This window comes from Vibrio sp. RW (genome assembly GCF_027587105.1).
GTDB classification, from domain to species: domain Bacteria; phylum Pseudomonadota; class Gammaproteobacteria; order Enterobacterales; family Vibrionaceae; genus Vibrio; species Vibrio toranzoniae.
The window spans coordinates 272,710-288,534 of record NZ_JAPPTM010000004.1 but is presented as its reverse complement, the minus strand read 5'-3'; the positions used below and the strand labels follow the sequence as shown (position 1 = coordinate 288,534).

The 15,825-nt window shown below is 39.6% G+C and carries 14 protein-coding genes and 1 pseudogene; 3 read left to right on the top strand and 12 right to left on the bottom strand.

Translation table 11 applies throughout. From position 1 onward, the window contains the following. Positions 1-662: 662 nt before the first annotated feature. Positions 663-1,916 (bottom strand): HD-GYP domain-containing protein, encoded by a 1,254-nt coding sequence (locus OCT63_RS05840; RefSeq protein ID WP_060468807.1) that lies wholly within the window; start codon positions 1,914-1,916, stop codon positions 663-665. Positions 1,917-1,997: 81 nt separating this feature from the next. After that, positions 1,998-2,405 carry a VOC family protein gene (locus OCT63_RS05835; RefSeq protein ID WP_060468662.1) on the bottom strand — a complete coding sequence of 136 codons (408 nt, stop codon included), beginning with the start codon at positions 2,403-2,405 and terminating at the stop codon, positions 1,998-2,000. Positions 2,406-2,963: 558 nt separating this feature from the next. On the opposite strand from OCT63_RS05835, the pseudogene metJ reads away from it, so the two are divergent. Next, positions 2,964-3,215, top strand: a pseudogene (metJ, locus tag OCT63_RS05830) (met regulon transcriptional regulator MetJ); the annotation flags it as partial. Between the two features lie 160 nt (positions 3,216-3,375). On the opposite strand, the gene dcm reads toward metJ, so the two are convergent. The 3 genes from dcm to OCT63_RS05815 are packed head-to-tail and all read right to left on the bottom strand — an operon-like array spanning position 3,376 to position 6,805. Continuing rightward, on the bottom strand, positions 3,376-4,356 hold the full coding sequence (dcm, locus tag OCT63_RS05825; protein ID WP_269983354.1) for a DNA (cytosine-5-)-methyltransferase: 981 nt from the start codon (positions 4,354-4,356) through the stop codon (positions 3,376-3,378). Then, the gene (locus OCT63_RS05820; protein ID WP_269983353.1) at positions 4,353-5,765 is read right to left on the bottom strand and encodes a protein NO VEIN domain-containing protein; all 1,413 of its coding nucleotides are present in this window, start codon (positions 5,763-5,765) and stop codon (positions 4,353-4,355) included. Before OCT63_RS05820 ends, dcm begins: the two co-directional genes overlap by 4 nt. Further along, on the bottom strand, positions 5,762-6,805 hold the full coding sequence (locus tag OCT63_RS05815; protein WP_269983352.1) for a DNA cytosine methyltransferase: 1,044 nt from the start codon (positions 6,803-6,805) through the stop codon (positions 5,762-5,764). Before OCT63_RS05815 ends, OCT63_RS05820 begins: the two co-directional genes overlap by 4 nt. A gap of 195 nt (positions 6,806-7,000) precedes the next feature. Between OCT63_RS05815 and pgsA the strand changes: the two genes are divergently transcribed. Further along, positions 7,001-7,552 (top strand): CDP-diacylglycerol--glycerol-3-phosphate 3-phosphatidyltransferase, encoded by a 552-nt coding sequence (gene pgsA / locus OCT63_RS05810; RefSeq protein WP_269983351.1) that lies wholly within the window; start codon positions 7,001-7,003, stop codon positions 7,550-7,552. A gap of 49 nt (positions 7,553-7,601) precedes the next feature. Here the strand turns inward: pgsA and OCT63_RS05805 are convergent, their stop codons facing one another. The 6 genes from OCT63_RS05805 to OCT63_RS05780 all read right to left on the bottom strand — a co-directional run bounded on the left by OCT63_RS05805 (position 7,602) and on the right by OCT63_RS05780 (position 13,830). Continuing rightward, on the bottom strand, positions 7,602-8,216 hold the full coding sequence (locus OCT63_RS05805) for a hypothetical protein (protein ID WP_269983350.1): 615 nt from the start codon (positions 8,214-8,216) through the stop codon (positions 7,602-7,604). Positions 8,217-8,308: 92 nt separating this feature from the next. Continuing rightward, positions 8,309-8,992, bottom strand: a complete 684-nt coding sequence (locus OCT63_RS05800; RefSeq protein WP_269983349.1) for a hypothetical protein — start codon at positions 8,990-8,992, stop codon at positions 8,309-8,311. Between the two features lie 171 nt (positions 8,993-9,163). Next, positions 9,164-11,872, bottom strand: a complete 2,709-nt coding sequence (locus OCT63_RS05795; RefSeq protein ID WP_269983348.1) for a DNA polymerase — start codon at positions 11,870-11,872, stop codon at positions 9,164-9,166. 62 nt (positions 11,873-11,934) lie between these two features. Beyond that, on the bottom strand, positions 11,935-12,375 hold the full coding sequence (locus OCT63_RS05790; protein WP_210446919.1) for a hypothetical protein: 441 nt from the start codon (positions 12,373-12,375) through the stop codon (positions 11,935-11,937). 104 nt (positions 12,376-12,479) lie between these two features. Further along, positions 12,480-12,662, bottom strand: coding sequence for a helix-turn-helix transcriptional regulator (locus OCT63_RS05785; protein WP_269983347.1), 183 nt, complete (start codon positions 12,660-12,662; stop codon positions 12,480-12,482). A 10-nt stretch (positions 12,663-12,672) separates the two neighbouring features. Beyond that, on the bottom strand, positions 12,673-13,830 hold the full coding sequence (locus tag OCT63_RS05780; RefSeq protein WP_269983346.1) for a tyrosine-type recombinase/integrase: 1,158 nt from the start codon (positions 13,828-13,830) through the stop codon (positions 12,673-12,675). Positions 13,831-13,931: 101 nt separating this feature from the next. Here OCT63_RS05780 and OCT63_RS05775 point away from each other — a divergent pair, with 101 nt between their 5' ends. Beyond that, a complete protein-coding gene (locus OCT63_RS05775) occupies positions 13,932-15,401 on the top strand; it encodes a hypothetical protein (RefSeq protein ID WP_269983345.1) in 1,470 nt (489 codons plus the stop codon). 149 nt (positions 15,402-15,550) lie between these two features. Here the strand turns inward: OCT63_RS05775 and OCT63_RS05770 are convergent, their stop codons facing one another. Beyond that, positions 15,551-15,748, bottom strand: coding sequence for a hypothetical protein (locus tag OCT63_RS05770; RefSeq protein ID WP_390903059.1), 198 nt, complete (start codon positions 15,746-15,748; stop codon positions 15,551-15,553). Positions 15,749-15,825: the final 77 nt, after the last annotated feature.

Sequence of the window (15,825 nt, the reverse complement as noted above, 5' to 3'; positions counted from 1 at the left end):
GCCTGCCGCCAGCGTTCAATCTGAGCCATGATCAAACTCTTCAATTTAAGATTTTGATTACCTAAATTAATAGATGTGACTCAACGAATACTGACTTCAAAACTATTCTTTATAAATAAAGAGTGTAATTTTAAAGCTATTACCATTCCAACAGAATGGTAATGAATTGACTGTGCCGAATAACTACAAATAGTTAAACGTATTGGTCACTCAGTTCATTGAAATCAAGTTGTTACCGAAGTAACTGTCATTACCTAAGTAATAACGTTTTGATATTCATCAACGAGTGCCCACACAGATTGATAGGTTTAAATTGTTAAAGAGCTTCTCTTCGTTGTGATTTACATCACTTCGGAAGAGGCGGCCATTCTAGCTATTTAATTCTCAGTGTCAAACACTTATTTGGAATCAATTTCCACTTTTTAAAAGTAGAAGCGAGTCATCGCTTAAAGCTAGTTGCCTTACTAACATTCTTCGCTGAAGCCTTGTGGCATCTACCGTGTCAGTGAGGCGGCATTATAGAGATGCAGTTCTTATTGGCAAGCATAAAATGCGTTTTTTATTAAAAAAATAGGTTAAGTGAAGACATTTCAATCAAGGGCTTATTTATACCACTTTTAACCCAAGTTTCGAACAAGTTACCCACAACACCCTGTGGGTAACTACTCACCATTATCAAAAAAGTAGGATAAACGAGCCCTTGGGTTTAGATATTCTCTAACTTGTTCCGGTAACTTGCTTGGATGAACGGCATTGACAATTTTTATCTCTTTAGTAAAGAGGTCAATGATCGGGGCTTGGGTTCTTGGAACGCTAGGATCATAGATCAGTACATTCGGATAAAGCATGTGTTTGGCATTAACAGAAATCACAATCCCAATTGATTCATTTGAAAGCTGCACCACTGTACCCGGTGGATACACTCCCATAAACTTGACTAACAGGCTCAAATTGTCCTGACTATATAGATGTTTGCAATTCTTATACAAATGAGACAGTGCTAGGTAAGGAATCTTCTGTTGAGGTTGCCCTCTACCATGACAAAGGTTGTCGAAGGCATTAGCCACTGCGACTATTTTAGCGAATTCATCAATCTCCCCTTCCGTTAACCCTTCTGGGTAACCTGAACCATCATTCATTTCATGGTGCTGACCGATTACCTTCTTCGCACTGTCAGGAAAATCATCAATCCCCGCTACTATATCCACACCGTATTTAGTATGAAGCTTTAAATAGTTTTCTTCCGGTACCGTCAACGCAGTCTGTTTTCTTAAGATAGCCGTCGGTATTTTTATTTTACCTATATCGTGAAATAACGCAGCAAAGGAGAGAGCTTTCAATTGTTGAGTATCGAACCCTTTAGCCTTACCTATCATTAATGCAACAACAGAAACATTCAATGTATGAAAGTAGAGATCATCAAAGTCCACTTTAGCATTCATAAGATGCAGGGTGACGTTATCATCACTCACGAGTGTTTCGACAATATCGTCAACAAGAGCCTTTATCTCCCCTACCGCATCTAAAGGACGATTACGAATCTTGGTCATAATTGAACGCATACGAGCAAGCGAACGTTCGAACTCTTTCTCACAATGGCTTACTCTGCGGCGGTAAGAACTTAGAGTTTCAATACGCTCATGTTTATCTTTCCACATTCTTTCCGTTTCAAGACTTACCTGTAAATCAGTATCAAGGACTTGCTCACTCACGTGGTTAACAGGTAAGGGAGATGTGTCGCTTTGGTTCGGGTTTATATAGACATGCTTAATCCCAAGATGTCGAATGACTTTTACTTGGGCGTCATCTTTGATTTTAAAGCTGTTGAGTAGAAATGGGTGTTCATTCCATTTTACTGGGAGTCGTATATGTAGACCGGGCTGAATGCGATCTACGGTAATCTTTATGCTGCCCATTTTTATATAGTATTGATTAATAATCTCTACGTATAATTCTAATAAAACCAAGCAGTAATTTCACTATCCAATTTCAGAGGTTTAATTTAAAGAATCGCAATGTATCATCCAACGTATACCAAACTTATCTTCAACCTTACCAAACCGAGATCCCCAAAAAGTATCCGCTAGTGGAGTCATCACACGCCCACCCTGCTTAAGATTTTCAAAGATTTGCTCTTGAGTCGTGGTGTCTTCAGTAACAAGAGAGAGTGCAAGGTTATTCCCTTCGAGTTCTCTTGCCTTAACACCATCAGACATCATGAGCTTCATACCAAACGCTTCAAACTCAGCATGCATCACCCAATCAGGTTGAGCCCCCTCAACTACCTGTGGCGCATCACTAAAAAGTTGCTTCGATAAAACCACACCACCAAAACACTTATGATAAAAACACAATGCTTCATTACAACGGCCATCAAAAAACAAGTAAGGGGTTACTGTCAGCATATATCTCTCCTTTGTTATTTATTTAAACATAGACAATAGAAGAAAGAATGACAGGTAACATTCTGATTTAAGATAATTAATTTTTTAAGAAATGGAATTACGAAGGAAAACAGTACAAGTTCAGAATGAAACAGCAAGATCTAACTGATTGAAAAGCGCTTCTACCGTGAATGGAACGGTAAGCTTTCCATCATGGAAATACAACAAAGCCCCGACAGAAGTCGAGGCTTTATCATTTAAATATGGTACCGGTAGGCGGACTTGAACCGCCACGCCCGAAGGCAACGGATTTTGAATCCCTCCCGAAGCCTTTTAACCATCTGTATTTACTAGGATCTTGTTGGATATTAAAGACCATGAAATAGGATTGTTTTGGATCTAATTTGCACAGCTTAAGCTCAGAATCAGTCCACGTGCTAAAGTTATTGTCGAAAAAGAGAGCATGGTTTAGTTTTCTTAGATTTAGTTTGTATACTCCAACCATGGAACAATCTGAGTAATCTTTTCTAACTCCACGCAGACATTGAAAAGGTTAAAAAATAATTGACGAGAAAAAAAATGAAAGAGCTGGATAATGAATATATTCACCCATATGCTGAAAGTGAGAAGGGTAAAACACAAGTTAAAAAAATCACAGTATCCATACCTACAGAAGTGTTAAAAATACTTACTGATGAACGCACTAGAAGGCAAATAAAAAACCTACGTCACGCAACTAATAGTGAGTTACTATGTGAAGCTTTCCTTCACGCCTATACTGGCCAGAAACTACCAGAGGATTCCGATTTAATGAAAACCAAAACTAAAGAAGAAAATAAAAAATTAACCTCAAAAAAATCAGGCTTAGTTTTCAGGTCTAGAATATTAAAAGAAGAATAAAGAATAGATAGAAAAGTAGTCCCCTTATCCTTAAATTGTCACAAAACTATCAAATAATTTGTGACTAAAGGGGACTACCTTATTTAATACCCTAAGCTGCTTTTGTTTTGACAACAGTTCCAATAACTTTAATAACACTTGACATAACATGCCACATCATGACTGGAGGAACGGCATTTCCTATTGCTTTATATGCTCTAGTATTAGATACATTATATTTAAAACTTTCTGGAAATGACTGAATACTTGCAGCTTCTCTGGGAGTAAACCTTCTATAGCGACCATCAATACATAACACTGGATCGACACTATTTAAACTTGCTTTCGATAGATGAGCACTAATAGTATTACAATGACCTAAAGGATCTTGTATACGACCTTTATTCATTGTTTCTCTCTTTTTAAGCATCCCATCTATTGCTTTTTGAGAAAAGAAGAATTTATCTTCTACTTTACTCTCATCTTCTAATACATCTTTTAAAATGATTTGTGAATCTATCTTTTCAGGAAACTCAAACTCTTCACAGTCATTCGAGTTTAAGAAACCTACAATAAATACACGCTCTCTTTTTTGAGGAACACCATAATTAGAAGAATTAAGAACCATATATTTACAGTGATAGCCAGCATCTTTAAATGACTGCATAACCAATGGAAAGGCTTGCTTCTTATTAGCCGAAAGCAAACCTTTTACATTTTCAGCAATAAATACTTTTGGCTTATGAGCTGTAATGATATCAACCATTTCGAAAAATAATTTACCATTATCATTTTTATACCCTAAACGAGGGGGGTTTTGAGCTACAACAGAGAATGACTGACAAGGAAATCCCCCGATTAAAATATCATGCTTAGGAATATTGTCTTTTAACTCTCTAATATCACCTAAAATACTTTTATGCTCAAAGTTATCATTGTAAATATCAACAGCATATGAGTCGATATCAGAAGAAAAAACCACTTCTACATTGTTGCTTTCATAGTGTTTTCCTTGATAATTAAAACCACCAAGAGCGCCAAGATCCATACCACCACAGCCACTAAATACAGAGCAGACCTTTAGTTTATTCATGCTAGTAATTCAACCTCTTTCAACATATCTGGCTTAAATATAAGTTCTACACCTTTAGGAGCCGAAAGTTTAATTTTTTCTTGTTGTACTAACCCCACTGGGTTATTCATTACAAGTAACTTTCTAGTCTCATTAGTAATAATCAGTCGATAGATATAATAATTATCTTTGTTAGTATATGCTGCATTCCATTCGTTTTTTGTCAATGAAATTCGACTCTGTGTTAAAGGATGATTACTCAACGTAGTTTTAACTTCGATGAATATTTGGTTATCCATTTCGTCCATGGATTTTACATCATATCCAGCACCAAGATGGGTAGGTATGAATTGAACAAGATGTTTATTATGACCAAGCCCTAGACTCTCAAGTTTATTCTTCTCATGAGAGATAACTAAAGACTCACCTAAATCACCAATTTCTTTTGTAGTCATCTTATCCGTTGTGCCATCAGCCAAAATAATAGACACAACCTCGTCTTCCACTTTAGTTTGAATGAATTTACCTACACTCGTAGCACTTTTTGAAAAATCCAACGCATTAACATAGTCAAACCAAGAGTTTTTAATACTATTCAACTGACCGACTGTAAATTTTTTATTATAGAAAGGCTCAAATTCATCAAAGTTGCCATTTTCTTTACATGCATATTCAATAAAGTCAGACTCGATCTCATTTAAAAAATATTTCGATGATTTTTTTTCAACAACATTAGCAAGTACTAAATAATCTAGGAAGTCTAAAGCAGTTCTCGTTTGATCACCTCTGCCTTCTTTTGTAACACCTTTTACGAATGCATGCGTTTCATAAATTATAGACTTCTTTCTGTTAACTAATATTATGTCTTTAGCATCATTAGGACCAAGTACACCCGTTGTAAACCTTAAGTCATCAAAGACCACATAAGTTAATTCATCTCTCGTTATATAAGATTCACTAATTTCTTTTTCTTTGAGCAGAGTTAACAATTCAACAAGGAAAGATAAAGGCGCAAAGTCTACCTTATGTTCAATTAACTTTTTATTTACATGAGACTTCAAAATCCCATTAGGGAATTGAATTTTCATTGAAAAATTCTTAAAAAATTCGATTAAATCTTCTTTTTCAGACAATCTCTTAGAAATAGAGCTAGCGTAATATCCAAATCCATCTTCATATTGCATAAGCCCAAAAAGAGCACTAATCTCAGTCCGCCAATTAGCTAACGTTTTCTCTGATAAATGGCTATTACCAGGAAAGCTTGAAATCATACCGTCTAGAACTTCATTATCAATCGCACCAGAGAAAGATGTAATCTCTTTAGCCATGTAAAACAAAACATTTTCTATATTATTTTTAAACCTAGGCCTAACCATATGAAGTGGCAGCAAATTCACTTCTTTAGTTTTGTAAACATTCTGAACTATCATCTTTTCAATACCTCTGCTAATACTTTACCCAATAGAGGAGGTACAGCATTTCCTACTTGACGATATTGCTCTGTTTTATTGCCTAAAAATACAAATGAATCTGGAAACGACTGAAAACGAGCGTTCTCTCTAACAGTCGGAACTCGATTGTACTTATAGTGGAAATGGTGTCTATGTCCTGTATCTATAGTGCTAGCAGGTTTCTGGCTGTGGTAACGTGTCCACGCCACATTGAATTTGCGAGTAGATACAAAGTCTTCCGGTAAGTCCTTATAGTTACCACCTTCAGGCACTAGCGCAATTGTGGACTTAACCTTCTCCTGATGTTTAGTTATTAAATGGTTGTGAAGCTTAATCGGAGCGCCACTTCGCATTAGTTTTTGGTAATCACTAAGAGGTGAAGATGCATACTCAAAAGATTCAGGCATGAGATCATCGTCCAAACCATGTAAATCAGACACTGCCTGCTGACATGTAATGAAGTCTTTTTCATTTTTAATCAAAGGACTAGGAAATGAAACTTGCTGTTCCCCCTTTAAAGTACCAATAAATATCGCCCTTTTCCTTATTTGTGGGACGCCAAAGTTAGCGCTATTTAAAACCTTGTAATCGACATCGTACCCAAGATCACTAAACTCTTTAATAATCTGGTTTTTAACTTCGCCCTTAAATAGACTAATAATCCCCGGAACGTTCTCTAAAACGAAATGTTTAGGTTTTAAGTCTTTAACAACTCGAACAAATGACAAAAAAAGTTGATTCCTTGGATCCTCAAACTTCCTAGGGCCTGACAATGACAACCCTTGACATGGAGGTCCACCAATTACTACATCAACTGTTTTCCCACCAATGATATCTCTAATATCATTGGTTGCGATTGTTTGAATATCACCATGTATGATTTCAGAGCCATTGTGGTTAGCTTTAAATGTATCTAGAGCTGCTTTGTCATGATCAATACCTAACAGAACATCGAACCCAGCCTGCTCAAAACCAAGTGATAGTCCACCACAACCACAAAACAAATCTACTACATTCACACAAACACCCTAACTGTATTCTTATACAGTAAAAATAACACTAATCACACGATTATCGCTATGTTGGCATGTAATTTAAAGCCCTTAACAAGTTTTTTTTAAAAAAGACCATATAGCCGAAAAGCTGTTGGTCTTAGGTTCATTATTGTATCATCGTACATACTCTAATCACTCGTCAAAGAACAACACCTATACATGAATATGAACCTCCCTAATGCATTATCCCTTTTCAGGCTTATACTTATTCCTGTTATGGTTATTCTGTTCTACTTGCCCATAGAACATAGTGCAGTGCTTACAGGCTCTGTGTTTTTTATAGCAGGCTTCACAGACTTACTTGATGGTTATCTGGCAAGAAAGCTCAACCAGTCATCAGCATTCGGTGCATTTATCGACCCTGTAGCCGATAAGGTATTAGTAGCTACTGCTTTGATTTTAATAGTTGAATACTATAATTCAGCTTGGGTAACCATTCCGGCAGCGCTCATGATCGGTCGAGAGATCATAATTTCAGCCCTAAGAGAATGGATGGCAGAAGCAGGTAAACGAGATACCGTTGCCGTGTCTTGGTTAGGAAAAGTAAAAACAGCAGCTCAAATGCTAGCTATCCTCCTCTTTCTAATTCAACCTAATGGTATACTTCTATATACAGCCTATGTAACTTTTACAATCGCGACGATTCTTACTATTTGGTCTATGTGCTCGTACTTGTATCAAGCTCGAAAAGAGCTACTCAAAGGTATCTAGGTAACCGATAAAAGGGAGCTGTTACATAAATAACACTCCCTTGAGTAAATCATCTCACCTCATACAAAAAACTACTCATCTCCTCCTCTCTTAACATCTCAACCCATCCGTCAAACTCATTAACAAACCGAATCTTCGGCAAACCATACTTGACCGAAATCTCATCAATCGATAGGTTCTCAATATCGCCTTTGTTCTTCGCCCGACGAGCCTTGTCATTCAGTGAAGTAACAGCCTTACCCAAATCATCACCAGCAACCAGTTCAGGATTGGCTAGCAACAAATGACGCGCAGATGGATAGAGCTTACCTTGGTAGAACATCGGCTTAGATTGACCTTTTAACTTCTCACGCTCGGTATACGCAGTAGACAACGCTTCCTTTACAGATATGCCTGACTTTATGCGATTCATCAGTGTACTTTGCGCCACACCAAGCTCTTTAGCAGCCTGACGCATACTTGGGTACTCAGTACCGTCAATAACCACTTTCTTACGGTACGGTGTCGTAGGGCGAGCCTCAAGTTCAAGGGCTTGCTCTAGTGTCCAGCCGAACTTGGTAACGCGCTCATTAATCAATTTTGGGTTTAAGCCATAGTGACGCGCAGCAGCAGTGCGAGAGGTGAACTCAACACCCCCAACGGTCAATATTTTAGTATTTTTCATCGGTATTATTCCTGTAATTCAGATAGTAAAAAGCCCCACAGGAACCGAGAGGACAAGCCTCTCAGCCCCTGTAGGGCTAACTTTATGTTTAGTTAGAATGGTACGTCGTTATCTATTGGTTGCTCACCAGTGTTCAGTTTCACCTTATCGCCTAACTTTTCATACAGAGCCAACATTGGTTCGATGACTTCACGATGAGCAATGGGCTTATGGTACGAATTAACCCAGCCACGTTCACGGTATCTCGGAGCCCATTCATTCAGAGTGACTAGCACCGAACCATCAATACCCCAAACTTCGACACTATTCACACCATCATTTATTGCGTTATCAGCATACTGAATCGCTGCCTGAGCCAGCTCTAGATATTTCAGCTTGGCAGTGGCACCAGAACTCAGAGCAACAATCTCACTCTTTCCATCAGAGCCTGTAATGGTTGAATCGGCATTCTTACCACCGAAGTAGCAAGTCAGTACTCGCTTAGTTGCCTTAGCTGGTTTCACTTCTAAGTTGTAAGGGGTAATTCCCAGTAATTGCATAGCAGTAGGCTTCTTATGATATGGGTTACGTTTTCCACGTTTAGGTTTGTTAAACTTTAATCGGCTATCACGCTCTTTAATCTTTTCAAGTAGATAAACCTCAGCTTCAGCATAAGTATTGAATTTACGATTATGACCACCCGGTTCATTGTCATAGATCTCTTTAGCTTCTTCAAAGTTAGTAACAACCGCAGCACGCTTATTGTTCAATGCAGCATAATATTTAGTTTTAGACATAACGGGTCCTATATTTTTCAAGATCACCACGACGTTGTGGCATAGGATTAAGCTGGAAAGATTTGGAAAGAAATGAGGTTGTGTGATTGGTTATTGATGTGTATCCCAAACGAACTAGATACACACAGACCATGAGCCCTTGCTATACAAGGGCTCATGGCGTTTCATCATTTACGAAATATTTTCTAATTGACGCATAACTTCTTCATCGGAGGCATTAAACAACGGTACAGGGTCAAATTGAGGAAATTTACCCACCAGCAGTGTCGCTAACTTCAACGTTGATGGAGTAAGGGGAACAGTACCTTCCACAAGCTTTGTTCGACCAGCACCACGCACCAAGCTAGGCTTAATGTCATAACCTAACTCTACAAACCATTCAGATAGAGCTTTAGCGGTAATATCTTTCTTAGTGATACCTGATACTTCATGACCGTAAAAGCGCACAAACAAACGAGCCATTAATTCATCAGACTTTTCATCTTTCTTTAAACGAACTTCCCCCTTATCGTTCGCCTTATACATACTCAAACGCTCCTGCCAGTCGTACCAATCCTCCATGGTCTTCAAACAACGACCACTCTTACGCCAAGCATCAAAGCGAATACGGGTATAACGCATCTCAAAAGCATTCTTAAACGGTTTAGTTTCAAAGCTAACTAATGGAACACCATCAACTTCGATAACTCGTGGGTTGATTGGTTCACGCTTCATATCAAACTCAAGGTTCAAGCGTGATTGCTTCCGTTCCATCAGCATATCTTTACGTTCGGTACACATTGAACGGAGCGAAGTAAGGTGTGACGAATCAGTCATATGTTCAGGTGTTCGTTCTTTGTATAGATCCACCATGTACTGATTTTGATCAAAAACACCTTTAGGAACCTGAACCCCACCTTTCGCAAGTACAGGCTCCCAACCGTCCATTGGAGTTACCGTATATTGAGCGCGCGTCTTCGCACAGATAAGTTGCTTAGCCTTGTGCTTAACTTCTAATATCTCACCACCATTAGGCTCCATGCGATGAAACAACTCACGAAAGCGCTGGCAAATTGGTCCAGTTAAATCAAGGTCTTCAACACTTGTATTACCCAGAAATCCATCAGTCGTAATTGACAGAACCGTTTTATCATCTGGCACACTAGCTAACATTTCACTTAATAATGCACGCGCCAGACCACATGTATACGAAGCATAAAATGGATTGGTCAATTTGGATGGAGGTTGAGGCTTACTGTATCCATCCTCCACTGAAAATGTTTGCTTAGGTTTTACGTTTTGGCTAAATTTTCCATACGTAGAATTTAACATTTCTTTAACAAGCTTTTCCTGAAATGAGCCTTTCTCATAGCTCTTTCGCTTTTCACGCCCCCACTTCATGTACTTTTCGAAGATCCGCACATCGTTTTTCCATGGAAATATGAAACCCTGCTTGATCTTAATTTTAGCGCCTTGATTATATGCAACCTCTAATTCATGTCCCGTACAGTGAGTCTCACCACGGAGTGGGAAAATTAGTGAGTCCTTATCACGAACAACAAGTGACGGATGGCGAGTAGAAGATGGAAACTCAAATTCAACCCAAGCCAGTGCCATTTTATCGCCAAAGAAATCTTCCACCTTGTTACTCATGTACATGTCTTCGTAAGAAATTTCGCGCAGACCATTCGTAATCGCTCCGTAGCACGAAGGAACGTCTAGATCTAGCCAAGTATCAACTGGTGTAACACCTGACCAGAACGCTTCATTACGGCCACCGCTATAACATTCCGATGCGAACCACTCCATGGTCTTACGAGCTTGAGTAGGCTCTTCAATAGTGACTGTACGAACCTTGCCAGTTTCTTTCGACCATATTTCTCGCTTCTTCTCTTCAAAACCAAATAGCTTGCGATAACTTTTAGGGTCATCAAGCGAGTTAATGAATGTTTTGACCGCCATACCACCAATCGTATAAGGCACTGACTTCAAACCTAGCTCTTTACATAGGTCAGCCGTCACCTTGAAATGAAGAGCTGATATGAGGCTATCGGTTAAACCATACTCTTCAAATCCAGCCTTATTACCGGCAAGATATTCATCCATACGTTCAATGCTGTATGGTTCTGGTATTTCCAATTTAGGGACGCCTACGATATTTCCGACAGCCGATAAAGCCTGAGCGCTAGCAGGAGCAAGTAACATCGTATCGAAAAATGACATATGTAAGGTGTGATAATTGCGGTTCTTATCTTTAATCTGAACTGGCTCTTTATCTATACGACGAGTCATGACCTTACTTAAATCCAACTCATACGCATCCCCCAAACTCGCCACAGTTTTTCGGATCCCCTTGATATGAGTTTTGACTTGCTCAAAAGCCTGATTAAAGTTAAATAGGTCAGCTTTCATGAAGTGAGCTGTCACGATGATATCGGTAGGCCAAAGCTCAAGTACATCATCTTCAATGGCCTTTTCAATAACACGAGCAAAGCAGTAATCCATCGATAAACGACCAGATTTTTTAGCTGAGTCTGGATACAACACTAACTTAGACACTTTGCCATTATGTAAAGTGACAAATTGATAGCTTAAAACTCGGTTGTACTTGCCACACTTCGACAACACATACTCAGTATCGAATGAGATAATCGGACGGTCGAAGAACTTAGTACGAGCCTTATAGCGCTTACTCTTATCCTTCGAATTTTCAGACTTACTAATGTTTTCAACGGGCGGTATAGTCTCTACCGAAATACTACCAAGTGTTTCATCTACATGCTCATCGTTACTCGCATTGCCCCAAGCTTCAACTAAGCTTTCATCGACCTCGATACCATCAAATGATTCTTCAATTTTAATGTCCGCATCTTCAGCCCAGTAATTCATTGATTCTTCCATTTTATCCTCCTCTTAGATCAAAAAATGGCTCCGCAGAGCCATAGTGTTAAATCGAAATCAGATTACTGAGCCTTGTAAGCAGACCATTCAATAACAGGGAACTTCTCACCCTCACCGACACTAACCAGAGCATCCAAGATCACTTCGGTCAATCCATCTAGGTCAGAGAAAGTTTTAGCATCAAGAACACATAGAGGACGGTCATTAAGACCAACCATAACTAAATTACCAGTCTTCGGAGATACGAACACATTTGAGATAACACGTGCATCAATAAAGCCACCGTTATCTAACGCCAATCCATACTTGTCATGCGGTTTAATTGCTTTCTTCACACGTTCAAACAATTCAGGCGCTTTCTCGCTTTGGTCAAAAGCTACTTTTTGGCATTTATCATCCAGTAACAAAGTAAAGTCACCGTTATGAGTCAAACTCGTTGCAGTACTCGCATTTACTACAGAGTTACCGTTACGGATGAATAGTGGTTGAGTTGAAGTCGTCATAATAAAATCTCCATCGATTTATGTTTTATTTAAGTTTGTGTACCAATCAAGCCAATCTCGACTGGCAAAAGTAATAGCTGGAAAGAACTGGAAAATTTCGTGGTTTATGCCGTTTCCAATAAAGCTTTTTCCCATTTTTCAATTTCACTAACTAAAAAGCGGACACTGCGGCCAATGCGCAATACCTTGGGTAAACTGTCAGGCTTTCGAGTCACATTCGTTCTCACCGTGGCAGGGTTAAGGCTGTATGCCTCTGCAAACTCTTCTACTGTTAATACATTTTTCATCGTGTTCTCCTTAGCTGAATTGAAAATTGGGGAGCATTGCCTCAACAGTCTGCTGAGAGGCTTGCGCTAGATGGGTGTTTTGGTAATAGGCATAGCGCTCTGTGACGCTCACATTAGAATGACCAAGGCTCTGTTGAGCTAAACGAATATCATTGGTAGCGATCAGCATCTGGGTCGCATAGGTACGACGTAGATCGTGGATAGTGAAAGGCGCTTCTAGCGAACCTTCCACTTTCATGGCTTGCTGAATACGATCCATACAAGCTCGTGGGTAGGCAATATGCTCACCTTGGTTCTTCAACGATGGAAACACCCAATCATTAAAAGAAACCTTGAGGCACTTTCGGACAAGACGTTGTGCAGGCTCTGAAAGGTAAATGCGCTGCGATTTACCGGATTTAGTCATAGGCAATAAAGCAGACGATAGGTCATCGGCTAACATGGAGCGAGTAAGACTAATAACGTTACCAATACGCATACCTGTAAGCAGGCTAAGCATCAACGCATAGGCATGAATGAAGTTAGGTTCAGCGCAAGCATGACGACAAAAGCTTTCTACTTCTTTCGATGAGAGCACACGATCTTTAACGTTGTTCTCAGCCAGCTTTTTCACGCCCTTTACAGGACTCTTTTCAATGATGTCGTGCTCTATTGCCATAGAGAACAGCTTGGATAAAAAGGCTTGGTAACGATTTACCGTAGCTGGCGATAAGCCTGTTAAAGAGTTAAGAAATTTCTCCACATCACGACGAGTCACATCAGTGATACGCTTGTTACCTAAGACAACCATTACGCGCTTAGAACGAGATACAAACGTCTTATGATCACGGTGGTGACGTTGACTGAAAGGCACGAGTACTTCATCAAAGAACTGCTGAACAGTCAGGCGACTACCTTTGCGGTAGTCACCAGACTGAACATCAGCAATAAACTGGTAAGCCAACTTCTCAAGGTCAGCAAACTTCATTTCAGGGTAAGTACCAAATGACTCGTAGTAACGTTGCCCTTTCCAACCAAAGCGAACGATCCAGCGCTTACTCGAAGCTGTTACCAATAAACGTAAGCGAGAGTTCTTAGCCCATCGATACTCAACACCTTGCTCGCCCTTAGCAGGACGAGGCAAGACATTGAGCACCTTCTGGGTCATTTCTATAGATGTACTGCTCATTTAATCCATCCAAATATCAGTTAATCGATATAACCCAAGGCTGGAAAGAACTGGAAAAAATGAGACAATCCAAAAAACTTATTAAAAAAATACAGCTAATAATGTCTATATCATTAAAAAAGGCTTACTCAGCCTGTCTTTGGCTAGCCGAAAGAAAACTAGGAATACCCGTCGAAGAACAACGAGGGGAATGGGATCTTGAAGCAAAAGACAAAGCCTTCCACTGGAAGCGTGAAGAATTGGTAACAGCTTTACCTTTCACGTACTACGAGAACAACACGCTCTATTCATACTACGATGATGAAGATAACGTGTGCATTGATGCGAGTAATTTCATCGATGGTCATTTGTTCGCAGATGAAAACGACAACGATTTTTATCGCTATTCACCAAATCGCAATCGTCAGTTCTTTCACCCTCTGCGTGATGAAGTCAGTGATATACACCACGACTCAAACGAATCGTTACCATGGAAAGAATTGCCACAACTAACACTGGAAGAACTTACCAATACATTATGTAGTGATACCGACAAGTCACCTCTAGCCGCTTCCACAGCTCATTTAACATTGATGGAATTACTTCAGTCGGGACAGATATCAGCTAAAGGGTTCGCACACTTCACCCACACGCAAGAAACCATCACTTCAGAAAATAATCAGCACATGGTAGCGGTTGAGTTACCTCCGATATACTGGCACAACAACCCTATACCGAATTACGAGATCTCTGCCGTTGAAGAAGGTCTACAAAGACACATGGCTATGATCAGCTACTTCGACAAAGCACCATTCAAACCAGATTGGGATTTACTAAGTGTCAGTGAATATTGGTATGTAGATATAGAGGTGAGCGATAACTTCGCCAGTTGGTTAATGGACAAGGTTAGAGCCGAATTTCCGATACCAGAGAAAGTAACCTTAAAACCAGAAGGCAAAAACTTCTTAGTTCAGTTCGGAACTGATAAGAGAACCACAGTGCGCAATTCCAAGGGCATGTCGCTACTGTATAAAATATTAAAAGAATACCGCAAGAGTTCTTACAACATGGGTAGTGGCTATTCTACTGACGAAATCGAACAAGATATTCAGCACGAGTTAGGCATGAGTACTAAAACGTTGGATGCCAAACATGGTTACGAGGAGAAACTGCGCAATCAGTTTTTCAATCTATTAAGTCGATATTTTGAGGCTGGAGATTGGGATAAAAAAGAAAAGCTAGCGTCCATTGCCATCAATTCACTGACTGAAATTAATATGCTCAGTGATAATAATGTACTTACAACAGACGACCTAAAAGCCATATTACGCCAAGACATTGACTGGTTCGAAACTAACCATGACTCTCTCAAGCAAATGCTTAAAGTAGACGAGGTTGAGGAAACCAAGGAAATGGATAGTCTTCGCAAAAACCTAGAGAACGCCTTGGATAAACTGAAAACATCTTGCCCACATTTTACATATTACCTAGGCTCCCTAGCCTCGAAGAAAGCGCTTGGTCTTGGGTACTCCAAAGAGAACGAAGAATTTTACTTTATCTGTGATGATGATATTGAGTGGGACTTTGGTTGATAAGTTCTGGTGTGTGATTGGTTGTTGATGTATATCCCCAACGAGCTAATGACACACTAACCCGGATCCCTTGCAACAGTAAGGGAAAGCGAAAAACACAAATTACGATAAAGAAAAAAGTAGAGGAAAAACCACCTCTACTTTTTTCATTAGAGAACGTCTAGCTCATCCAGAACACCGCCGATTAAAGCTCCACTGACAAACCCGATTGCACCACCAAGGACAACACCTTGAGGCCCAAACCTAGCACCTAGAGCCGTCCCATAATGTGCTCCCTTCAGTCCAGTTGAAACGCTAGGCTTAAACCATCGTTGTTGAGGCATGATTCGATCATATGCTTTCATCATGATTCTCCTTTCCTATAGATATGAAAAAAGGCCATGCTCAATGAAGAACATGACCCTTTGGAGTTTTTGTTAATGCC